The sequence below is a fragment of the Pseudomonas sp. BIC9C genome, from assembly GCF_034541995.1.
Classification (GTDB): domain Bacteria; phylum Pseudomonadota; class Gammaproteobacteria; order Pseudomonadales; family Pseudomonadaceae; genus Aquipseudomonas; species Aquipseudomonas fluorescens_CC.
Window position 1 is genome coordinate 47174 of the sequence record NZ_JAWDGM010000008.1, and the last position, 21905, is coordinate 69078.

Consider the following 21905-nt stretch of genomic DNA (forward strand, 5'->3'; position numbering starts at 1 on the left):
GAGGTATCATTATTTCACTGTGCACCTTGTCGTCACGTATTAATCGTCTTCAGTACCAGTCAATTGCCCAGGCCAACAAGATGCCGCTGACGTAGGCGGTAATGCACAGGATGATCTTCTGCTTGAGCCGCAGTGTGTTGATTCGATGATGCATGCTTATCTCCTTGAGCGGGCAAATAAGCAATTGTGAGTACCTATGCCTGGTAAAACGTAATTATTAATCGTTATTTGCAGGGTTTTGATAAAGCCCCGCCAACGACCTGATTGTAAACGGAGGCGGTGGTGTTCCTGGGTTTGGTTGAACTGCGCCTGGCCGTTTCTGACGGTGTCTCTCCGTAAGCAATCTGATATGCCTTGGAAAACCGACCCAGGTGATGAAAGTTCCAGAACATCGCGGTTTCTGTCACGGTAGGCCAGGTTTTATTAATCAGATCGCGACGGGCACTGGCGAGTCTCAAGTGTCTGATATACGCGATTGGCGACATTCCGAACGTTTCAATAACGCCAAAATGCAGGGTGCGGGTTGTGGTTTCAAGTTGCCGTACGAGTGACTTTATGGTGAGCGTCTTTTTTGTATTTTCATGAATGTACTCTATGGCTTCTATTGCCACCTTTCTTCTTGTCGGGACTTTACGGCTGAAGCCGCCAGCGGGCGTCAACGCCTGCAATAGAGGAGCAAGTACCGCATCAGAATCATTGATGTCGACACAGGAAGCGCTGATGGCTTGAATGGCGGATCGTATGAATTGAAAGTTTTCAGCCTGGAAACTGTGTTCTGTTCTGTTTGCAAGTATATCGATGACCGAGTGACGTTGGCGGCACCGGTCATAATGCTCCAGTGTTGTGGTCAGGGTGAAAAGTGTTTCATTCGGTTCGCAGGTGTAATGCACCGATTCATTGCTGTGCAGTACGACGATTTCGTTGGGTCGTAGTCTGTGATTGTTTACGACAGGGCGACCAATCGGGGCCTGCGAGATGGCGAATGTTACGCATCCGGCAGGTACAGCGCTGACCAGAGTGACGGATGAGTCGAACTCAAGACGACTGCACTGGAGTTCGGGGCTGTGAAAGAGCTTATGTTGGCGAATGTGCGCCTCATGCTCAGTCGGGATAAGGCTCATTTCCCATTTGCCTATCGTTCTGTTCAGTTGGCTTGGCAAGGCAGAAGACAAATGAAAGATTTCATCGGGCGGTGCGATACTCATGAAGTTGAAAGCTCATCTGTTAAATGATTAGGGTCATGCAATGACTGTCCGCGCAGCGTTGTCAGAGCCCCCGGATCAGTTCCAGTTCCGCCGAAAATGCGTACTTGCTGTCCGATGGAGAGTCGTCCATGTGTTGGACGTTGCGCGGGTCAACCTTCGCACTGAAGATTTTCGATTGGGGTTTCATCGGGTTAATGGCTGCAGCCGAAAATGAATGAAAGTCGTCAATGCGATAACCCGTTTTTACCTGATAGCCAGTTTTCACAGCATTCAGGGCCTTCTTGTTGGTTTCGGCACAGGTCAATTTTGCACTGTAGATTCCCTTGTCGTCGGCCATGGCCTTGAGAGAAAGCAATAATCCAAACGACACGGTGACGAAATTTTTCAGCAGCATCGAGGTGATTTCCTTATTAGCAGTTGTTCAGGCAGAACGTAGTGTCAGCTGCAGCCCTGCCACGGATTGGTCTGCAAACAATCTCACCTGGATTGCACTTGCCAAAATCAAAAACTCATATTTGTCAGGTCGTCAGAAGGGGCCAGTCACCGCTTGCGTCGGCCTCATAGCAATATGCGCGAGTTGGCGTAACTGGTGCCGGTATCACCTTGTGGTGGGCCAGAGAAAGGGAAATCACTTTCCTGCTCGTCTGCGTGATACTCATTCTCGGTTTGAATTTTCAGATGCGACATTTTCTGGCTGGCATCGGGGCTTGTTTCAATTTCAAAATATTCGATTGTCGTGCTTTCGACGGCGTGCTCGTCGTGCGCTAGCGAATAAAGTGGCATGGCAGACAAAAACAGAATCGCCAGGAATCCGAAAGTCGGCGATTTACGGGTTCGCAGGAAGTGCATGGCTTTCACTTGATTCCCCTGTGTAGGGCATTGTCCCGGACGGGAATCAAGCAGGCTCGATTCCAGAGATTATCGGCGGGGGATTTTTTGCTGGGGCACCATCTGATTCAAATCAATAACTGTTATTTTTGCCTGGAAGATTCTTTGACATGAATCTGTGCGAGGCCGGTATGGAGTCAGTACGGGAGGCCGATTAATGGTTCATGCAGCGCAGGCGGCCAAGTTCATGCAGGTAAAAACACACGGCATTCTTGTTCTGCGTCGGAATCAATTCGTAGTTTAGTATCGCGCCTTCTTGCAAGACGTATTGGCGTCTGAAGAACAGGTCGGGGGTCTTTTCAATGGCAAAGAGTTCATTGTCCTGACTGAGTTTGACGTTCCTGACTTGAATCTGCACGTGTGTTTTGTTTTCTCCGATGATATTCGCCGAAATGGTCGCATTGCGGATTTGTCCATTCAGGCTTTCCAGCGTGGTTCCAGTCAGTCGACCATGCCCGATGGTGAGGTATTCTTCGGTGTTGAGCTGGTTGAGATCCTCCAGCCATTGCCGGGTTTTTGTTTGATAGCTGGTGTTTTCCATGTAGTGCGAAGGAGAATAAAAAAAGGAGAAAATGCACAGTGCATTGATCAGGGCAATAATCGGCCAGTGAACAACTTGCGGGATTTCAAACTTCATAAGGTGACTTCCAGGCATTGGCGAATCATCAAGGCGAGGTCTCTTTCACTGCTGTTCAATTGCAGGTTTGCGGTGCTTAGATCCGGGCGAATGCACGAAACGGAGTAGTTGGCTTTATACAGGTTGATCCAGACTTGACCTTTCAGGCTTGGCGGCAGCTGTTCAGATTGTTTGGCCGACAGTTCCATCAGCGCTCGTGCTTCGGCCAGATCATTGCCTACGGCGTGGATGACCAATCCATTCTTGTCGACGCTGGACACTTCAATTTTTGGCGCGTCGAAATCGAATTGAAAAACAGTAAAGGCAACGACTGCCAGCGTAACGATGTAAGCGATCAGTTGGGCCTTTGTAATGCCGATGGTTTTTCCGGTTTTACCTGAAGGTGTTGGCGGCTCATCACTACCAGGTAGCGGCAGTTGTCCAGCGTCGGGAACAGGCGGCTGCGCAATTTCCACCAAGGGAGTTGCTACATCTGCTGCTGCATCGACTATGCAGTTGCGGTTGAAACAATATCCTCGTCGAGGAACAGTCATCAAAATCTCGTGATCCCGACTGTCATTAAGAATATTGCGGAGTGAGAAAACGGTTTGATTCAAACTGCCGGAGGCAACCACGCGGTCATTCCAGGTGTAGTCGATGATTTCGTCGCGGCTTTTAGTGACACCTGGCTCCATGAGCAGCAGGTCCAACAGGCGTGACTCGGCTCTGCCTAGCGTGGAATTTTGTGCATCTCCATGGGGTGTTGTAATGGAAAGCACGGCGCTGTCTGGGTCAAATACTGCCACAGCGCCATTTTTCAACTTGAAGGTGTGGCTCATAGAAAACTTCCGTCAGGCGATACTGGCCTGAGTATAGGGGCCGGATTTGGCTCGGTACATTCTGGTCTTTAAGGTGAACGAAGATGAGGGCCAGGCGGAAGGGGCGCAGTGTGTCGCATTTACAGTGCTGCGATGGCTCGTTTCAGCGGCATGCAGTGTGGGCAACAGCCCTGGCTGCCAGTGGCATCGGTTGAATAAAACGAAGGAAAAGCATTGCTGGATGACCCATGGTTTTTGATTTTGACACCACGAATAATGCTTGGAGTGGACTGTTTGCGCTATCCGAAAACTGCAAGCTCGGGCAGGTGGATTTGCACGCAGGCAAGGTCTGAGTGAACCGCCTCCGCTGTCCAGACAAGGCATGAGTTGCTACTTGAACGGGTAGAGAGTTTTCCCAATACAAGTCAATGATTGTTTTTTGTGCGCCTGGTTGATTGTAAAGCATTTTTGATTCCAATTAGCTTTGAACCAGGCTCGATACAGCTTTAAATGGATCTCGAGGAGCGTTGATACATATCGCGTTCAGGGTCTGCCTGTCGCGACGTAAACGATCCTCACCTCTCGTTCAACGGCCTTTGCCCCGCGTCCTTTCATCAAGGACGCGGGGCTTTTTTTGGGCTGGTCAAATACCTGAACCGGAAAGTCGCTGGCTGGTGCTACAGGCATTCCTGTGCGGTGCGCTCGAAACTCGATGGCTTGAAGGTCGAGGCCAGCAATTGGCGCTCGTACAGATACACCTTGCCACCGTCCTGTGCCCTATGGGTTTCCAGCACGGTGTCTACGGCAACTTTGCTCGAAACGACAACCCGGTAGCTGCGTTCGTTCCCTGACACCAAAGGGCTCATCTCTTTGTCCTTTAACTTCGGTACGAGGCAGTCGACATACTGCTCGGGCGATTTGTCCGTTTGCAACGTTGAAGTCGGGGTGTTCGGGGAGGTGGCGCAACCGGCCAGGAGCCAGGAAGCAAACATCACGACAGGAACACATACAAGGCGCATGGGTGGAGCCCTCAGTTCAATTCGGTTTGATTCGTTGAGTCATGGACCGGAAGGTCGATAAAGGTTTCGGGTCATCTTTGCCGCCGATCAAGGCAAAACATCGTAGCCTCGTTGTTGCAGGCAACTGCTATAGACCGAGTTGCTGGCAGTGGTGCTTTGCTGGCTCGCATTGAGGTTCTGCCGGCGCTCCTGTCGCTGCCTGGAAGCCCCCACGACGGCGCCCGCAGCCGCGGCGCTGCGTGCCCGGTTCTGGCGATAGTCTTGCTTGGTGTCGTCGTCGATCTGGTCATAGACGTTTTCATGCTGGCGGCCCCGGACTTCTGCCGCGGCGGCCCCGGCTACCGCGGCGGTTGCGGCGCCCTTTACCCGGCCGCCGGAAGGCACGGTGCCTTGTACCGGATATTGCGCGTTGGCCTGGGATTGGCAGGCACTGGTGTCCTGCTGGATGGTCTGGGAAGTCTGACCTTTGAGGGGGATCACCGTCGCCGCCTGGGCGCCGGTGCTCAGTAACACCATAAGGGCCGCTAAGGTATGGGCCAGTATTTTCATCATTGAACCTCACGTCAGGCGTCGGCGCGGCTAACGGTTTGTCAGAGGGTAAACGCGGCTTGGCGCCACTTCGAAACCCCATGCCGGTCTGCTTGCCATGCCTTCCAATGCCGCTGGACGGCAGGCACTGCGACGTTTGCGATGGGGTTTGCTTGAGCGTCAATGCTTGAGGAGGAGGGCCTGCATATCGTCGGTCATGCCTTTGAGTGCAACCTTGAAGTCATTGGCGACAATCGGCTGCTCGGCGTTATCGAGTGTCCCACCGAACACCTTGCGAACGACCTTCGCGACCGGCAAACCGGTCTTGGAGTCGATCAGGTTGGCTTCGATGTACATCTCGGCGGTCTGGTCCCGATGCCCGGTGGCTGCTTGTGTTGCCCCGACAATGGCCCCGATTGGAACGGCCTCATACCAGTGCATGCCTTCGTTGTTGGCGCTGACGTGAGTGATCGCCGCCTGCAGGATCAGCGATCGCGAATTGGTTGGCGCCAGCTGCGGATAAGGGACGATTGTGTAACGACGGGCAAAGGCGGTCTTGACGCTGTTGCTGGCCATCAATTGCAAGTCTTGCAGTGTCTTCAGGCTGACGCGCGCGGTCGGCTTCGGCGCTGGATACAGCTCCATTTGCCTGAACACCACTGTGGAGTACGCGCGAGGATCGAACCCCGGCGATACCCAGCGCAATACCTTCTGCTCACTCGGTGTAGTTTGCTCCTCCAGGCCTTGGTAGTTGCCCAGGAAACCCGAGTATTGCTCTTGCTGCGCCACTTTCGAGACACAGCCGACCTGAAATACACAGCTCAAAGCAATACCCGCAATCCATTTATTCGACATGCCCATGTGTTTGGTTCTCAAGTGATGAAAATTGTCATTCGGGTTCCGATCTGGCGCCAGGTATTGGTCTGGGTGCCTTGCATTCGGGCACGGGTACTCGCCAGTCGGTTACGCAAAGCAGGTGCTTGCACGCCGTCAATGCGGGCCGAATGCTGCCTGCAGCAGCGGGATAATCCGAATCAATAACTCTCAAAAACTGTTAAACACAGGGGAGGTGAGTGGCCGTGCCGGGCTGGACGTGGAGGCGTTGTGTCGGCATTGGCGCATCCACCACCCTTGGCCTGACGACCTTGGGGTGAACACCGAATCGACCTACAATTGGCAATCGCGCGAATGGCCGGTACCGATCAGGTTGACGGTGTGGTTTCAGAGGAGACACTGCATGGACCGATTCACCGGTGGTTGTTTGTGCGGCAAGGTGCGCCTGGTCGCGTCAGGGCGCCCCTTCCGGGTTGGCGTCTGTCACTGTCTCGATTGCCGCAAGCATCATGGGGCGCTGTTTCACGCGTCCGCGATTTTTCATCAGGATGCCGTGACGATCGAAGGCGAAACACGCGACTACGCCGGGCGGCATTTCTGTCCGCACTGCGGTTCGTCCGTGTTCGCACGCAGCGCAGACGAAATCGAAGTGAACCTCGGATCCCTGGATGCCCCAGACCAGCTGACGCCAACCTACGAGAGCTGGGTCGTGCGTCGCGAGGCCTGGTTGCCGCCGTTTCCGCTCACACGACACTACGAACGCGACCGGGATTCCACGGGGCGATTTGAGGACTAGCGGGCACAAGTTGCTGTACGCCATGGTCTTCATCGGGAAGCCGCAACCCAATGCGGACATTCGGCTCGGCTCGGGATAGGAACAGGGCTGGAAGTATTCCCGTCGTCCATCCCATCCCTGCGGAGATCCGACGGTGACCACCACTTTTCCGATCTGCTGATTGGCTTCGAGGTAGCGGTGGGCTTCCTGGATGTCGTTACAACCCTACCAATTTCAGCTCGGTCAGTTTTGATGGAGATTTCACCGATCTCTTTAAAACCGAAATTCTCACCTTTCAAACACCACCATTTTGATACACCGTCGCACTCCAATATTGGCTGCCGTTACGTTTTTGGCGAGTCCATCCATCTGCCTCCAGTTGTCTGGCGATCATTCGGTTCATAAAGCCATGACCGAGCAGCAAAACCGGTCCTTCGCTGGCAAGGGACTGAAGTCGATGCGCTGCCGTGCGGGCGCGCACCCTCGCAGTGCCGACGGATTCGACACTGCGTGAATAACCGCACAGCCATAGGATTCGAAGGATAAATGCCCAGGTAAACGGCGATAGCCGTGGCAGTTTCCAGTGACCATAAGGCAGTGGCGCTTCACGGAAAAGCGCGTCGACGAGGGTGGGCTTCAGGCCAAGAGCCTGGACGGAAGTCAGCGCGCGAGGCGCGTTGCTCGAGACAATCACCGTGGCGGTTGCGGCGAGCTGCAGGCTGGCATCCGGGACGGGTTGGTTGGTAATTTCGGACCGGTTGTATTGTTCGATCCAGTCTTTCATATCGAGCGCTGACATTTTGTCGGTTGCGACCAGCTTTGGCTGGCCGTGACGCATCAGGATTATCTTTCTGCTCACTGTCTGCTTGCGTCCTTGTCCTAGTGTGTTTCAAACCAACCGTGATCACGGTACCACGCCACGGTGTCGGTGATTGTTTGCTCCAGCGCCCGGAAACTCAGGTCAAGCTCTCGTTCACTCTTGCCGTGATTGAAACAGGTGCGGTCCTTTTCTCGTACCAACAGGCGCAAGGTGGCCATGCTCAGCAGAATGGGTTTGCCGGTAATACGCGCATAGATTTCCTGCACAGCCGCCAAGGCATATAGAAAGGGCAGCGGTAGTTGTCGAACGGGTGTCTTGACGCCTGCGATACGCCCAAGAACGGGCACCAGCTCACGCATTGTCATAGGCCGGCCCGCCGCGAGATAGCGCTCACCTCGGCGCCCATGCCTGGCTGCGGTGATCTGCGCCAATGCCACATCGCGGGCATCGACAACGGAGAAGCTACCGGGGATCAGTCCGGGCAATTTGCCGCGTACGACATCGTTGACCAACTGTCCCGAGGAGGTCGGGCCAATGTCGGCAGGCCCCCACATCCAGCCAGGCAGGACCATACAGGCATGCATCTCGGGATGGACTTCCAGGAATGACAAGACGATACGGTCGGCGAGGATCTTGCTGCGGTAATAGTCATCCGCGTCGGCGTCGGCCCGCAGGCAGGTTTCATCGATTGAAGTGCCGGGAGCGCCGTCGAGCACGGCAATGGAAGATGTATGGACGAACCGTCGTATACCAGCGCGGTAGGCCTGACCAAGCAGGCTCCGTGTACCGGACACATTAATCTTTTCAAGTTCCTCCCAGTGGCTGCCGCCCTTGTAGTTGTCGCGAAAGAACGCGGCGGTGTGGAACACCGTATCGCAGCCTTGCAGCGACGCTGCGAACGCGTCGACATCGGCCATGTCACCCACCACCAGTTCCACACCCGGCAAATGCTTGAATTGTTGTTCACCTTTGGCTCTTGAACGGACCAGGGCTTTGACCACGCAGCCACGAGCGACCAATTCGCGTACCAGGTTGTTGCCCAACAAGCCGGTCGCGCCAGTGACGAATGTGTTATGCATGTGTCAACCCTCACGCTGATCGGCTAACGGCATCAACACCGCACTGTCAAAGAAGGCCTCTTCACGTATGGCCAGCCCGTCTCGGAAGGTGAAGTGTGCGGCGTAGTACGCGGCAATGTGGCGTCCATGGGGTGGAATCACCCGGTCCGACAGCACTAATGGTGCAGTGAAGGTGCCGGTCAGGAGGGCGGTCAGTGCCAAACGATCGTCAGTGACGATAAATGGGCTCAAGGTCACCCTGGCATCGGGGAACGCTTCGAGTAATGCGCGCTCTCGCTTGTGCATGGCCTCGCGACCGGTTTGTATCCCCATGCCATCGAAGTAGATGAAGTCTTCGGAAACCAGCGCAAGCATCGCCTCCAGGTCCCGGCGATTAAAGGCGCTGGCGGCGCGTTCCGCATAGTCGTTGGGGCCAGTGGTCATACAGTCCATTCCATTCTTTTCGAGGGGGTGTAGATATACCGTTGACGCCTCTGCCGAAAAACAGCGACTGCTGCATAATGGATTTGCAAATTTGCGGATCAGGGAAGATATGAAGCATGGCTTTGCAAGCAAACTGGGACGATCTTCGCCTGCTGTTGGCAGTCTCGCGACGTGGCAGCTTTCTTCAGGCCGGCCAATTGCTGGGGTCGCTGCGTCTACTGTGGCGCGACGGCTGACCCAACTTGAAGGCGCACTTGGCGAGCCACTCGTCGAGCGGGGAGTTGAAGGGTGCAGGTTGACCCCGCGAGGCCAATCCCTCGTGGACGTTGCCCTGGCTGCAGAAGCGGGCTTGAGGCGTCAAACCGTTACGGGCATGTCCGAACTGCACACAGAGCTGTCTGGCAGTGTCGTGGTCAGTGCAGGGGAGGGGTTCTCGTCTTGCGTGCTGGAGGCCGCGAGTCGCTTCACCACTCTGCATCCGCGATGCTCGGTGGAGTTGCTGATAACAGCCGACTTTCACAAGATCGTCCGCGGCGTCGCAGACATTGCTGTACGCACGACTCATCTGGGCGAACCGTCGCTGATTTATCGCTCCATAGGCAGGCTCGCTTACGGTGTCTTCGCCGATGCAGGTTATGTGAAGCGGTTTCCAGGGCTGACTCCGGCCACTGCGGTCAATATTGGCTTGCTGCCTCCGCTGGACATGTTGCCGCAAATGCGTTTGGCAAAGGCCGCGGGTCTGGACCGCACGCAGATCAGCGTGAGCTCGTTCGCGGTTCAGCTCGAATCGGTGAGGCGAGGTATGGGCGTGGCGGTGCTGCCCCGTATTCTGGCGAAGGATCTGATCGGGCTGTTCCCGGATCTCCAGCTTCCAGATATGGAAGTCTATCTGGTGACCCGGCCGCAGGCATTGAAACAGGCTCACATCAAATGTTTTTTTGTCATCCTGGAGCAGGTGTTGCTTGAAGCCCTTTCCATGGAAAGTGACGAAGGTTGCTTCTTGGTGGGTCGCCCCGAAATGGGCGTATAAGGCAGCTTGCAGGTTGTACGGTAATGGTGGAAAACAATCGGAACTGCGGTCGCAACCTTAGTCTGGCGAGAAAAGAGAAGGACCGCTTTCGGCCGACTGAAGCCTGCCGCGAAGGACCGCGTACAACTGTGGATTCAACCGGTGGACGCAACAGATTGACTAAATCGTTCAGCGGGCGTTTCGAGGGTTGAGCCAGCGCCTTCGAGCGACCCTGCGGTCGCTCGAAGGCGCTGCGGTTACTTCAGGTTGCCGCTGAGGAATTGCTGCAAGCGCTCGCTTTTGGGGTTGCCCAATACGTCCTCGGGCGCACCTTGCTCTTCGACCCGCCCCTGGTGCAGGAACAGCACCTGGTTCGACACTTTGCGCGCAAAGCTCATTTCGTGGGTCACCATGATCATGGTCCGGCCTTCTTCGGCCAGGCCCTGGATCACCTTGAGTACTTCGCCCACCAGTTCCGGGTCCAGGGCCGAGGTCGGTTCGTCGAACAGCATGATCTCCGGTTCCATGCTCAGGGCACGGGCAATGGCGACCCGTTGCTGTTGACCACCCGAGAGAAACGCCGGGTATTGATCTGCAACCCGTGCCGGCAAACCGACCTTGTCCAGGTAACGCCGGGCGCGATCCTCTGCGTCCTTCTTGCTGACGCCCAGCACTCGGCGCGGGGCCATGGTGATGTTTTCCAGCACGGTCATGTGGCTCCACAGGTTGAAGTGCTGGAACACCATCGCCAGGCGCGTGCGGATGCGTTGCAGTTCATTGGCGTCGGCCACACGCATGCCGTGGCGGTCATGGACCATTTTGATCGGCTGGTTGTCCAGGCTCATGGCGCCATCGTTGGGCGTCTCCAGGAAGTTGATGCAACGCAGAAAGGTGCTCTTGCCCGAACCACTGGCGCCAATCAGGCTGATCACATCGCCGGTCCTGGCGTTTAGCGAAACACCCTTGAGGACTTCATGGTTGCCGTAACTTTTGTGCAGGTTTTCAACGGTCAGTTTGTACATGAACAAGTATCCTGAATTAGTGAGCCGGGCCGAGGAAGGACAACCAACGGCGTTCAGCCAGGCGGAACAGACCGACCAGGGAGAAAGTGACTGCCAGGTAGATCAACGCGGCGATGCCGAACGACTGGAAGGTCAGGAAGGTCGCCGAGTTGGCGTCCCGCGCGACTTTCAGAATGTCCGGGATGGTCGCGGTGAAGGCCACGGTGGTGGAGTGCAGCATCAGGATCACTTCGTTGCTGTAGTAAGGCAGCGAGCGACGCAGGGCAGATGGCATGATCACGTAGGTGTACAGCTTCCAGCCGGTCAGCCCGTAGGCCTTGGCCGCTTCGACTTCACCGTGGTTCATGCTGCGAATCGCCCCGGCGAAGATCTCCGTGGTGTAGGCGCAGGTGTTCAGGGCGAAGGCCAGGATGGTGCAGTTCATCGCATCGCGAAAGAACGCATCCAGTACTGGCTGAGCACGCACCGCGGCCAGGCTGTAAATGCCGGTGTAACAGATCAGCAGCTGAATATAGAGTGGCGTACCCCGAAACAGATAGGTGTAGAACTGCACCGGCCAGCGCACCCAGACATTGGTCGAGACCCGGGCAATCGACAGCGGGATCGACATCACGAAGCCGAAGAAGATCGAGGCACTGAGCAGCCAGAGGGTCATGGCCAGCCCGGTGATGTGATTGCCGTCCTGGAACAGGAAAGGTTTCCAGTATTCCTGCAGTAGCTCGATCATCGCACGGCCTCCCGGGTGCCTGCGGCGTAGAAGATTTCCATCCGGCGCAAGACGTAGTTCGAAACGGTGGTGATCACCAGATAGATCAAGGCGGCCAGCATCAGGAAGAAGAACAGCTGATAGGAGCTCTTGCCCGCGTCCTGAGCCACCTTGACCAGATCGGCCAGGCCAATGATCGACACCAGCGCGGTGGCCTTGAGGATCACCATCCAGTTATTACCGATGCCCGGCAGGGCAAAACGCATCATTTGCGGGAACACCACCAGGCGAAAGCGCTGGGCGCGGGTCAGGCCGTAGGCGGTAGCCGCTTCCATCTGCCCGCGGGGTACGGCAAGGATGGCGCCACGGAAGGTTTCGGTGAAATAAGCCCCGTAGATGAAGCCCAGGGTAATGACCCCGGCGCTGAAGGGGTTGATTTCGATATAGTCCCAGCCCAGTGCTTCGGTCAGGCCGGTCAGCCAGGTTTGCAGGCTGTAGAAGATCAACAGCATCAGCACCAGGTCCGGCACCCCGCGGATCAGCGTGGTGTAGGCCTGCGCAGGGACGCGCAGCAGTGCCGATTTCGAAAGCTTGGCGCTGGCGCCGATCAGGCCCAGGCCAACACTCACCAGCAAGCACAGAAAGGATAATTTGACAGTCATCCAGGAGCCTTGCAGCAACAGCGGGCCAAAGCCCTTGAGGCTGAAGCCTGACAGCCCCAGGATCATCAACAGGTTTTCTAGCATTGGGCAGCCCTACGTCAATCCAGAAAGCGCCCATCCGGAAATGGGCGCAGGGTCATTATTTGCCGCTGTAGAGATTCAGATCGCCAAAATGCTTCTGCTGGACGGCGGCATAGGTGCCATTGTCGTGCAGTGCCTTGAGACCTTTGTTCAGCAAGGCCTGAAGCTCGGCGTTGCCCTTGGTGAGGCCCACGGCGGTTTTGGCTGGCAGCAGGGGGCTTTCGACCGGCTCGCTGACCTGGAAGTCGGCGCCTTGTGGCGACTTCAGGAAGCCCAGTTCGGCTTGCAGCATGTCCTGGATCGAGGCATCGAGGCGTCCGGTGATCAGGTCGGCGTACACCTGGTCCTGGTTGGCGTAGGCCTGGGTTTCTACCCCGGCCTTGTCCAGCACGGCCTTGGCGTAGGCTTCCTGGATGGTGCCTTGCTCGTAGCCGACTTTCTTGCCCTTGAGGGAGGCCGGATCGGTGCCGATGGCTGCGCCTTTCTTGAATACCAGCGCGGACGGGCCAGAGAACAGCTCGCTTGAGAAATCGATGACTTTCTCACGCGCCGGCGTGACGGTCATGGAGGAGATCACGCCATCGAACTTGTTGGCCTTGAGGCCGGGAATCATGCCGTCGAAGTCGCTTTCAACCCACTTGCACTTGACCTTCAGCTCAGCGCAGATCGCGTTGCCCAGATCGATATCGAAGCCCACCAGGCTGCCATCGGCGGCCTTGGATTCGAACGGTGCATAAGAGGGGTCGACGCCAAAGCGCAACTCCTTGTACTCCTTGGCCAGCACAGAACCGGCAGCCACACACAAAGCCAATGCAGAAAGGGTGAGAAATGCTTTTTTCATTATTTTATTCCCAAGGACCATCGGAAGCGCTTGTGCCGCAAGAGCGCGTGTACTGCGTGGCGAAATGTCCTATGCACACGCAAGTACTTGTACAGACAATCATATGCAATCACCCGGCCAATTCGCGGATTGGGCGATTGAGAAAACGCGCGCAGCGCTCTGGGATGGGCTTGGCAGGCAGGTGAGCGAAGGGGGGAGGCAGCCAGCGAGGTTGTTACCAATGCAGGTTTTTACACCCGGCTGGGGTATGCGGTAACAAAGTGTGAGATCAAGGGCGCCGACTTTCCTGGCTCAATCCTTGATGCGCCAGCAGCATCGATGATCGAACACGTATCGTAATGCTGTTCACTTTGGCGCATCTGCCCCATGAAAGCACTTACGGCCAACTTACAGGACTCGGTCAACGTCTCTGTAGGCGACTAGTAGCTCAAGCGTGCGCCCCGACTCAGGGCGGCCGGCGATTATGTTCCGGCCCGAACCCGGGAGTTCATCGCCTTTATTTCAGAGCACCTGCGCATTCAAGACCTGCAATGAGACAAGACGATCTGCACTGAACACAATACGTTCAGAAGCCATGAGCGTGGAATCAACGGCGACACTGTCTCCACTCCCAACGCACACCGCGCCGGGTTGCTGACTAGCGTTCCTCACCACACTATTGGAAGCCTTGATCATGAAAACCTTGAGTATCGAGAACTACAGAGCCAACAACGCACAAAACCATTCAACACTCGGGATCAAAACCATGGCGCTTGGCACCTACGGTGCTTACTTTGCGCTCGCCGTCATTTACTTCTGGTTCGGCGGGATGAAGTTCACGCACTATGAAGCCGTCGGACTGGTTCCGCTGGTGAGCAACAGCCCTTTCCTGGGTTGGGTTTATGAGATTTTCAGTGTCGATACCTTCTCCAGTCTGCTCGGCGTTCTGGAGGTCTCGATCGGTGTTCTGATTGCAGGTCGCTTGCTGTCACCCAAGCTTTCATTGATTGGTGGTGCGCTGTCTGCCGGACTGTTCTTCACGACCTTGAGCTTCATGTTCTCGACTCCCGGCGTGATTGAACCCGGCCTCGGTTTTCCAGCCATTACGGTGCGCCGGGCCAGTTTCTTCTTAAAGACATCGGGTTGCTTGCCGCTTCGATATTTGTGGCCGGCCATTCTCTGACTGAACTGGAAAGCCGTTAAACCGATGATCGACCTCCCGGGATGGCCTGAAGCAGTTCGATAGTTTCAGGCCATTGCCCCATCATCTTCTCCTGCCAGATCTTTCATCCAGTCCCGAGGGCTGTAACCCGTCTTGCGTCGAAACGCGCGTGCAAGTGCCGAAGGACTTTCATAGCCGACCTCGGCGGCGATCAGCGTAATCGACCGTCCTTCGCGCAGACGCTTCTGCGCCAGACTGATACGCCAACTCAACAGATAATCGGCAGGCGTCTGCCCGATAACAGTCCGGAAATGCACTGCGTAGGCCGCGCGAGACATGTTCGACTCGCTCGCAAGTTCCGCAATTGACCAGGCACGATGAGGTGCGTTGTGAATTTGCACCAGAGAGCGCGCCAGCCGCGAATCGGCCAGTCCGGCCATCATTCCGGTACGCAACTGTTGATGATCGAGCAGATGCCGAAACAACAGAATGATCAGCAGTTCAAACAAGCGATCCAGCGCTGCCTCCCTGCCACAATGCGCACCCGCCGCCTCGCCGAACATCCATTTCAGCGTATCGGCCAGCATTGGCAGCTCATCCAGGGACAGCACCAGACAATCGGGTAACGAAGTGGACAACGGATTATCGACCCCGCCCCCGAACTCCATTGACGCACACAACAGTTGAGCACCCTCGGACTCACCGGCCAACAGTTGATGCCTGCAGGGGCGTGGCATAAAAATCAGGCTGGGCCGGGTCAGTAGCAAACCCTTGCGATCGGGCCCCAGCAAAGTGACGCTACCGGCCTGCAGCAGGTGGATATAACCACGTCGTTCAGCGCCATCGTAGGACGCCAGGCCGCACAGCTTGCCGTTGTAAAACAGGTTTGCGCGCACGCCGAACTGCGACAACAACGTAGACAAGCGATCCATGGGCGATCTCTTGGCGAGATATAGACGCCTGGATCATATCATCGACAGCTTGCGGTCCGACGTGGCTCAAATGCTGTACTTGTTGACTGGCCACTATCGGTGCATCTGCGCCTGAAGCGACGGGCTGCTATGGGTTGATTTCTGCCCGTCACGGTAGGCAGAAACCGGCTATGTGAAGTCATTAGTAGTTGCCACGTAACCAACATAAAAAGGGACAGACCACGATTTCAGGTAAATGCCGAGCCGTCGTGATCTGTTCCCTGTTTCCGCGCGGCCGTGTTCTATGTCTGGCACAACTACCCTGACATCGGTGGGCCTATACTTTAACGATCGGCACACTCGATGTGGCATGCAGTCGTGTTTGATCTATGGGGGACGCGTCGAGCGATCGTTCACGCAGGCCACGGCCTGCCTTCGTCGTAGGGAGGAAAACATTCATGGCGCGTAAATACATCGACTGCCGCGAGTTTCCGAGTGATTCCCACTGCTCAATCGCACTGTCCGCAGACTCTGAAAACGAACTGCTCGAGGCCGCCGCGCAGCATGCGGTCAGTGTTCACAAGCACACCGACTCACCAGAACTGCGTGCTCAACTGAAGACGATGTTTCACGACGGAACCCCGCCTGTTGAAGCACCGCGTCCTGCTTAGCACCCAGGGGTTTCAGAGGAGTGATTGTCATCGATAAGCACCTACAAGGCTCATTTCGATGAGTTCCGCAGGCCTGAGGGTAGTTTTTTATGCCTGGCACAATCTGAATGACGAAGGAGATCCCCAAGGAACTGCCGATGGCTGCTCCTTGGGGCTACTTTGGAGAGCTTGTTTAATGTGGCTGCGTGTTCATTCAAGCCAAGCTCAAGCTGATTCAACAGACTGCTATCGGCCAGAAGCAATGGGATGGACCTGGCCGTACTGCAATTAAACAAATTGCGGTAGCTGATATTGCAGGCTATCCGTCAGTTAAATGTTCAACAGCACCTCGCAGCGACAGGACCTCATTCCAGCCCTTCGACCTTGAGTGCCTTTTGAACTGCTGGCCGCTGACGCACCCGAGCGTACCAGGCCTGGAGATGTTCAAGATCGTCGAAATAAATCCCGGCCTTGTAGTAAGACGTCAACCAATCCGCCTGCCCCCAGCCGGTCAGTGCAAAGAGGTATGCATCAGCAACAGTGAACGTGTCACCGAGCACAAACTGCCGGTCAGCAAGTTGCTTGTCTATCCACTCAAAGCGGGCCTCCAGCTTCGGCTTGGCAGTGTCCACATACCTGCCGGCCAACCCGGCGTAAAGCAGCGGAATGAAGCCCTTGTGGATTTCCGATGTCAAAAAGCCCAGCCATTCTTGCAGCCGATACCGTTCCAGCGTTCCGTTGGGTGGCGCCAACCCCATTTCGGGTTTTTGGTCAGCAAGATACTGCACAATCGCCGAGCCCTCACGAAGCCTGGTTCCTTCTGCCAATTCAAGAACTGGCACATAGCCGAGAGGATTTACGTCGTAATAGTCGGCGCCACCGTCCAGGGTGTGCTCCCGGTGATCGACCTTGAGCAGCGTGACATCAAGACCCAGTTCGTTTATCACAATATGAGGTGAAAGCGAGCAACTGCCTGGGATGTAGTAGAGCTTCACGAGCGATCTCCTAATTGGTCTGGTCATCACCTCCATCCAGGAAGTGATGAATGACCATCTTAGGAATATGGTATATAAATGGAAGAAGGCACTTTTTTATCATCTAGGTACATAATATATACCTGGAATATCCAACGGAGACTCCATGAAAAAGAACGTGACAGGCTGCTCAGTGGAGGAAGCCATGCGCCTGCTGGGTGGCCGGTGGCGCCTTCTGCTGGTGTCCTATCTGCTCGATGGGCCCAAGCGCTTTAATGAGTTGCGGCGGGATGTACCGGGTATCTCGCAGCGGATGCTCACGCTTGACCTGCGAGCACTTGAGGAAGTCGGTCTGGTGAAGCGCACCGTGTACCCGACGGTGCCCGTCAAAGTGGAGTACGAACTGACCGAGGACGGCAACAGGCTCAGGCCCGTCGTCAGCGTAATGAAAGACTTTGGTTTGTGGCTGAAGCAGAGTGGGAAAACGCTCTTGCCACTGGATGAACAGAATCAGGTTTAATCAGTGCCTGCGTGCAAGGAGCAATATCCGCAAAGGGTCGATTCTGTTGAAAAAGTCGGTTTTCTCAAATTGCCAGAAGACTGATCGGTGAAAGCGCCCTTCGAGACAGGAAAGCAACGACGTCAAACAGAGAACGGTCGGCGAGCGTTGTAGGGCCATGTTTTGTTATGGATGCTCGGATCGTCCCAAGGTAAGGTTAGCGTTACCACTCTTGCGTTGATTTTTTCACGCAAGGGAGTGGATGGAATGAACTTCACAAGGAATAGACAGTGTACCCAACCGCCTTCCCTCACGACCCGATCACCCCCATTTTCGAAAACGTTTATCTAGTACATGGCAGCATCAGGATCGGCCCCGGAATGCGCATGAACAGGAACATGGTCATCGTCAAAAATGGGGACGAGCTGACCCTCATCAATCCTGTGCGCCTGAACGATGAAGCACTCATTACGCTGGAACGCTTGGGCTCCATTAGCCATGTCATGCGCCTTGGTGATTTCCATGGTCTAGATGATCGATTTTACGTGGATCGATATCAGGCAGAATTCTGGTGCCAATCACCACCGGATACTTACAAGCTCCCCATAGCAAGTCATGTAATCAGCAGCGCAGCAATTCCACCGGTGCCAAATGCGCAGTTTTTTGTGTACGAGGCGGCGAGGTTCCCGGAAGCCTGCCTGCTTCTGGAGGATCTGAAATTACTGATCACCACTGACAGCATTCAATATTGGGCCGACTGGAGTTACACGACTTTCCTGACCCGATGCATTCTGCGGCTGATGGGTTTTGAGCTGACATTACTTATTGGTGGGCCATGGTTGAAACGGGTTACTCCGCAGGGTGGGAGCCTGGTCCCTGACTTCGAGAGATTGCTGGCGCTTGATTTTGAACATGTTGTCGGCGCTCATGGCCAGCTATTGCGTGAGGCAGCAAAACCTATGCTTAAGGTGGCAATCAGTAAGTCGTTTGCGCAGTGAGAAAATGAGTGACTACTTTTGGCCGATTCTGTTGAAAGCGTAGCTCCCCTGTCTGGCCTGCGGCAAAATCTCTGCATCGGCCAGCAGGGAAGCACGCAGCATGATGGGACAGTTATCGAGTGGGCAGGAACGGCTGTTTTACTCGTTCAATCTCGACGATCACATCCCCGCCAATCACCTACTGCGCAGCATTGATCAGTGTCTCGATCTGAGCGAGCTGCGCCATTACCTCGCCGATTTTTATAGCCCGATTGGACGTCCTTCGATTGATCCAGAACTGATGATCCGCATGCTGATCGTCGGCTACTGCTATGGCATCCGCTCTGAGCGGCGACTGTGCGAAGAGGCCCATTTGAACCTGGCGTATCGCTGGTTCTGCCGGTTAAGCCTTGAAGATGAAATCCCCAATCACTCGACCTTCTCCAAAAATCGACACGGCCGTTTTCGGGACAGCGAGCTGTTTCGCTGGCTGTTCAATCAAGTGCTGCGTCGCTGCATGGACGCAGGCTTGGTCAAGGGTGAAGGCTTTGCCGTGGACGCCAGCATCATCAAGGCGGACGCCAGCCGGCAGCGCGGTGTACCGGGCGATGAACAGGTCAACTGGAGCGATCCGGCCTTGAGCACTCGCGCCGTGCGTGAGTATCTTGAGGCGCTTGATGAAGAGGCTCTGGCCGAAACGCTGCCGAAACGTCTATCGCTGACGGATCCTCAAGCCCGCTGGACCGCTGCTTCAGGTGGCCCAGCGTTCTACGCTTACTCCACGAATTATCTGATCCATGCCGCTGCCGGTGGTGTGGGCAGCATGGCCGTGCAGATTGCCAAATACCTGGGCGCTGAAGTCTACGCAACGGCCTCTGCGCACAATCATGCCTACCTGAAGGACCTCGGGGCCGACTACACCATCGACTACAGGACCCAGGCATTCGACGAGCTGGTGGCCGGTGTCGATGTCGTACTGGATCTGGTAGGCGGCGAAACGCAAAACCGTTCGTTCAAGGTGCTGAAAAGAAACGGTGTGCTGGTATCGCCGGTGAGCCTGCCGAACATGTCGCTGGCCAACGACTATGGTGTGACCCCCGCGAACTTTGCCACCCGTTCCGATGGCCGACAGCTCTCGCTCATTGCCGAATTGTTCGACAAAGGCCACCTCAGGGTCGACGTCGAGGCATACCCGTTGAGCGAGGCCAAAGTGGCGATCGAGAAAAGCATGGGCCGTCATTTACGCGGCAGGCTTGTCCTCGATACAACCCGATAAGTCGTAGCCAGTCAGCCCCAACAGGATCAGGCAAGTTGTCAGAAGGATCTGACTAACTGGTTGTCCGCCGTTCTCCCTGATCTGATCTGGACTGGCAGCGAGACATTGCTCTCGCGTCACCAGGATCGAGTACGTTGATGACACCGGGTTGCCGGCATTGGGGGCGGTTACTGATACACCTGCGGTACATCTACCGCATTCATTTTCCGAATCACCAAACCGATGAACGCCGACACAGCGGGCGGAAGCTGTCGGCGGCTCGGATACAGCACGTTCAGGCCGTAGCCGTTGGGCTGGTATTGAGGTAACACCGGGACCAGTACGCCAGCATCCAATTCGAGCTTGGCCATCAGCGGCGGCAGCAGCGCGATGCCGAGGCCCGCCACAGCGGCCTTGCGCAGCGACTGAGCGGTATTGCCGCTGAAGCGCCCGGTCACTTGTATTTCTTCCTCACCCTTCGGGCCGATCAAATGCCATGTGGCGTGGCCGCCGGGATGCGCGGAAATCACGCAGTCGTGGCTCGCCAGGTCCTGCAGCGTGCGGGGTGAGCCACGCGCCGCGAGGTAGTCGGGGCTGGCGACCATCCCGACGCTGCGCGGGTCAAGGATCTGACGACCGACATAGCCTGAATCGCGCAAGGGGCCGCCGCGAAAGGCGACATCGATCTGCTCGGCGATCAGGTCGGCCTTCGCATCGCTGAGCACGAAGTCGAGTCGCACCCGTGGATACGCGGTCAGAAACTCGCTTACCCACGCCATCTCGAAGAAGTCGAAAAAGTCTGCCGGAGCCGCCACGCGCACCCGACCACTGGGCTCGCCACTGCCCGTGATCAAATCCTGTCCCGCTTCAAGCAGGTCATCGACGGCACCCACGCAACGCTCATGAAAGCCCTGGCCTGCACTGGTGAGCGTGAGCTTGCGAGTGGAGCGTTGCAGCAGCCGAGTGCCGAGCCGCGTTTCAAGCTGCTGGATGCGCCGACTCACGGTATTGGGTGGCATGCCCAGCCGTCGCGCGGCTTCTGCAAAGCTGCCGCAGTGTACTACCTGCACAAACATGGCGATGTCATTGAGGTCGAGCATGGCGGGGCATTCCTGATGCTGGTGGATGAGTGCAATCCAATTGTACCGCCTTATCAAGTAATCGGGCCGGGCCTATTGTCTGGAGCATCGGGCCGAAAGGCCGCCAACTTCGAGTATTCACGATGCCTTTCCAGCAACAACCGCATATCGATACACAAGACACCGTTACCCAGCGGGCCATCCGCTACCGCACCACCGGCAGTAGGCATGGCGCGATTGCCCGGTTGATGAGCCCTTCGGACCTCGGCCACCTGATCAAGCCTTTTGTGTTCCTTGACCTGTTTGAAGGCGAGAGCTCATTCATCAACGGCATGCAGCTTCATCCGCATTCGGGCATCGCCACTGTCACCGTCATTACCGAAGGCAATTTGCGTTTTGAGGATGCCGATTCGGGTACGGGGATGATTGATTATGGCGGTGTTGAATGGATGCGCGCGGGTGGTGGAGTCTGGCACGGCAAGGAAATGTCGGTCGGTACATCGAAGCGCATTCAAGGTTTTCAACTGTGGGTTGCACTACCGCCGGCGCTGGAAAACGCCAGTGTCGATAGCCAATATCTTGAGTCAAGCGTGATGCCGCAAACGGGACCGGCGCGTTTGGTCCTGGGGACGTACCAGGGTGTGCAAAGCCCGGTCCGCGCTCCCGCTGGCATGAATTACCTGCTGGTCACGCTGCCTGCTGGAGAATCCTGGAGCTATGTTCCACCCAAGGGGCATGAGTCGTTGTGGTTGAGTGTCAGTCGCGGATCCCTCAGCGCACCGGAGGTGATCATGGCGGGAGAAATGGTCGTCTTCGAGCCCGGTAGCGGCACCGTTACGCTCAAGGCCATGTACAACGATACGGTCTTCGTGATCGGCTCCGCGGAGCCTCATCCTTACGATCTTGCGTTGGGAAACTACTCGGTGCATACCAACCCGCAAGCCTTGCGTACCGGGGAGGCGAAAATTGCCGAGATGGGTGCCCGGCTGCGTGAATACCTGAATAAGCCGAACGGGTCAGCCAGCGTGCCCGTGTTCAAGTAACCAGAGCGTCAATGTGGAGCCTATTTCAAAAAAAAGCCCGGCAGTGTTGC

General features: G+C 56.0%; 23 protein-coding genes and 4 pseudogenes. 9 read left to right on the plus strand and 18 right to left on the minus strand.

Features of this window, described 5'->3' with window-relative positions:
* Positions 1-224 precede the first annotated feature (224 nt).
* The 8 genes from RS887_RS27870 to RS887_RS27905 form a co-directional block, all read right to left on the minus strand.
* Positions 225-1205: a helix-turn-helix domain-containing protein gene (locus tag RS887_RS27870; RefSeq protein ID WP_322617912.1), complete on the minus strand. Its 981-nt coding sequence runs from the start codon at positions 1203-1205 to the stop codon at positions 225-227.
* 61 nt (positions 1206-1266) lie between these two features.
* Positions 1267-1599: a hypothetical protein gene (locus RS887_RS27875; protein WP_322617913.1), complete on the minus strand. Its 333-nt coding sequence runs from the start codon at positions 1597-1599 to the stop codon at positions 1267-1269.
* A 164-nt stretch (positions 1600-1763) separates the two neighbouring features.
* A complete protein-coding gene (locus tag RS887_RS27880) occupies positions 1764-2054 on the minus strand; it encodes a hypothetical protein (RefSeq protein WP_322618095.1) in 291 nt (96 codons plus the stop codon).
* A gap of 193 nt (positions 2055-2247) precedes the next feature.
* Entirely contained in the window at positions 2248-2730 is a 483-nt protein-coding gene (locus RS887_RS27885) for a hypothetical protein (RefSeq protein WP_111287407.1), read from the minus strand.
* Positions 2727-3548, minus strand: coding sequence for a transcriptional regulator (locus RS887_RS27890; protein ID WP_322617914.1), 822 nt, complete (start codon positions 3546-3548; stop codon positions 2727-2729). Before RS887_RS27890 ends, RS887_RS27885 begins: the two co-directional genes overlap by 4 nt.
* A gap of 656 nt (positions 3549-4204) precedes the next feature.
* Positions 4205-4546, minus strand: coding sequence for a hypothetical protein (locus tag RS887_RS27895; RefSeq protein WP_322617915.1), 342 nt, complete (start codon positions 4544-4546; stop codon positions 4205-4207).
* Between the two features lie 87 nt (positions 4547-4633).
* Positions 4634-5095: a hypothetical protein gene (locus RS887_RS27900; protein ID WP_322618096.1), complete on the minus strand. Its 462-nt coding sequence runs from the start codon at positions 5093-5095 to the stop codon at positions 4634-4636.
* Between the two features lie 159 nt (positions 5096-5254).
* A complete protein-coding gene (locus tag RS887_RS27905; RefSeq protein ID WP_111287413.1) occupies positions 5255-5935 on the minus strand; it encodes a DUF3313 domain-containing protein in 681 nt (226 codons plus the stop codon).
* A gap of 376 nt (positions 5936-6311) precedes the next feature.
* Between RS887_RS27905 and RS887_RS27910 the strand changes: the two genes are divergently transcribed.
* Positions 6312-6704, plus strand: a complete 393-nt coding sequence (locus RS887_RS27910) for a GFA family protein (protein ID WP_322617916.1) — start codon at positions 6312-6314, stop codon at positions 6702-6704.
* 274 nt (positions 6705-6978) lie between these two features.
* Here the strand turns inward: RS887_RS27910 and RS887_RS27915 are convergent, their stop codons facing one another.
* The 3 genes from RS887_RS27915 to RS887_RS27925 are packed head-to-tail and all read right to left on the minus strand — an operon-like array spanning position 6979 to position 9005.
* Complete coding sequence (locus tag RS887_RS27915; protein WP_322617917.1) at positions 6979-7521, minus strand: histidine phosphatase family protein; 543 nt, start codon at positions 7519-7521, stop codon at positions 6979-6981.
* A 41-nt stretch (positions 7522-7562) separates the two neighbouring features.
* Positions 7563-8582, minus strand: a complete 1020-nt coding sequence (locus RS887_RS27920) for an SDR family oxidoreductase (protein WP_322617918.1) — start codon at positions 8580-8582, stop codon at positions 7563-7565.
* Between the two features lie 3 nt (positions 8583-8585).
* Positions 8586-9005 (minus strand): nuclear transport factor 2 family protein, encoded by a 420-nt coding sequence (locus RS887_RS27925; protein ID WP_322617919.1) that lies wholly within the window; start codon positions 9003-9005, stop codon positions 8586-8588.
* A 116-nt stretch (positions 9006-9121) separates the two neighbouring features.
* On the opposite strand from RS887_RS27925, the pseudogene RS887_RS27930 reads away from it, so the two are divergent.
* Positions 9122-10035, plus strand: a pseudogene (locus RS887_RS27930) (LysR family transcriptional regulator).
* 236 nt (positions 10036-10271) lie between these two features.
* Here RS887_RS27930 and RS887_RS27935 read toward each other — a convergent pair.
* Genes RS887_RS27935 through RS887_RS27950 form a run of 4 tightly spaced genes read right to left on the minus strand, consistent with a single transcriptional unit; the run spans position 10272 to position 13326 of the window.
* Complete coding sequence (locus RS887_RS27935; protein ID WP_322617920.1) at positions 10272-11036, minus strand: ABC transporter ATP-binding protein; 765 nt, start codon at positions 11034-11036, stop codon at positions 10272-10274.
* Positions 11037-11052: 16 nt separating this feature from the next.
* Positions 11053-11763, minus strand: a complete 711-nt coding sequence (locus RS887_RS27940; protein ID WP_046031502.1) for an ABC transporter permease — start codon at positions 11761-11763, stop codon at positions 11053-11055.
* Positions 11760-12488 (minus strand): ABC transporter permease, encoded by a 729-nt coding sequence (locus tag RS887_RS27945; RefSeq protein WP_322617921.1) that lies wholly within the window; start codon positions 12486-12488, stop codon positions 11760-11762. Before RS887_RS27945 ends, RS887_RS27940 begins: the two co-directional genes overlap by 4 nt.
* 55 nt (positions 12489-12543) lie before the next feature.
* Complete coding sequence (locus RS887_RS27950) at positions 12544-13326, minus strand: transporter substrate-binding domain-containing protein (RefSeq protein ID WP_322617922.1); 783 nt, start codon at positions 13324-13326, stop codon at positions 12544-12546.
* A gap of 673 nt (positions 13327-13999) precedes the next feature.
* Here RS887_RS27950 and RS887_RS27955 point away from each other — a divergent pair.
* Positions 14000-14508 (plus strand): annotated as a pseudogene (locus tag RS887_RS27955) (YkgB family protein).
* Between the two features lie 45 nt (positions 14509-14553).
* Here RS887_RS27955 and RS887_RS27960 read toward each other — a convergent pair.
* Positions 14554-15399 carry an AraC family transcriptional regulator gene (locus tag RS887_RS27960; RefSeq protein WP_322617923.1) on the minus strand — a complete coding sequence of 282 codons (846 nt, stop codon included), beginning with the start codon at positions 15397-15399 and terminating at the stop codon, positions 14554-14556.
* Positions 15400-15836: 437 nt separating this feature from the next.
* Here RS887_RS27960 and RS887_RS27965 point away from each other — a divergent pair, with 437 nt between their 5' ends.
* Complete coding sequence (locus RS887_RS27965; protein WP_008001113.1) at positions 15837-16049, plus strand: DUF1059 domain-containing protein; 213 nt, start codon at positions 15837-15839, stop codon at positions 16047-16049.
* A 344-nt stretch (positions 16050-16393) separates the two neighbouring features.
* On the opposite strand, the gene gstA is transcribed toward RS887_RS27965, so the two are convergent.
* A complete protein-coding gene (gene gstA / locus RS887_RS27970) occupies positions 16394-17023 on the minus strand; it encodes a glutathione transferase GstA (protein ID WP_322617924.1) in 630 nt (209 codons plus the stop codon).
* A gap of 145 nt (positions 17024-17168) precedes the next feature.
* Between gstA and RS887_RS27975 the strand changes: the two genes are divergently transcribed.
* The 4 genes and pseudogenes from RS887_RS27975 to RS887_RS27990 all read left to right on the plus strand — a co-directional run.
* The gene (locus tag RS887_RS27975) at positions 17169-17522 is read left to right on the plus strand and encodes a helix-turn-helix domain-containing protein (RefSeq protein ID WP_322617925.1); all 354 of its coding nucleotides are present in this window, start codon (positions 17169-17171) and stop codon (positions 17520-17522) included.
* A 377-nt stretch (positions 17523-17899) separates the two neighbouring features.
* Positions 17900-18499 carry a hypothetical protein gene (locus RS887_RS27980; protein WP_322617926.1) on the plus strand — a complete coding sequence of 200 codons (600 nt, stop codon included), beginning with the start codon at positions 17900-17902 and terminating at the stop codon, positions 18497-18499.
* Between the two features lie 100 nt (positions 18500-18599).
* Positions 18600-19289 (plus strand): annotated as a pseudogene (locus RS887_RS27985) (transposase); the annotation flags it as partial.
* Positions 19290-19301: 12 nt separating this feature from the next.
* A pseudogene (locus RS887_RS27990) lies at positions 19302-19754 on the plus strand (zinc-binding dehydrogenase); the annotation flags it as partial.
* Between the two features lie 167 nt (positions 19755-19921).
* Here RS887_RS27990 and RS887_RS27995 read toward each other — a convergent pair.
* Positions 19922-20833 carry a LysR family transcriptional regulator gene (locus tag RS887_RS27995; RefSeq protein ID WP_322617927.1) on the minus strand — a complete coding sequence of 304 codons (912 nt, stop codon included), beginning with the start codon at positions 20831-20833 and terminating at the stop codon, positions 19922-19924.
* A 122-nt stretch (positions 20834-20955) separates the two neighbouring features.
* On the opposite strand from RS887_RS27995, the gene RS887_RS28000 reads away from it, so the two are divergent.
* The gene (locus tag RS887_RS28000; RefSeq protein WP_322617928.1) at positions 20956-21855 is read left to right on the plus strand and encodes a pirin family protein; all 900 of its coding nucleotides are present in this window, start codon (positions 20956-20958) and stop codon (positions 21853-21855) included.
* Positions 21856-21905: the final 50 nt, after the last annotated feature.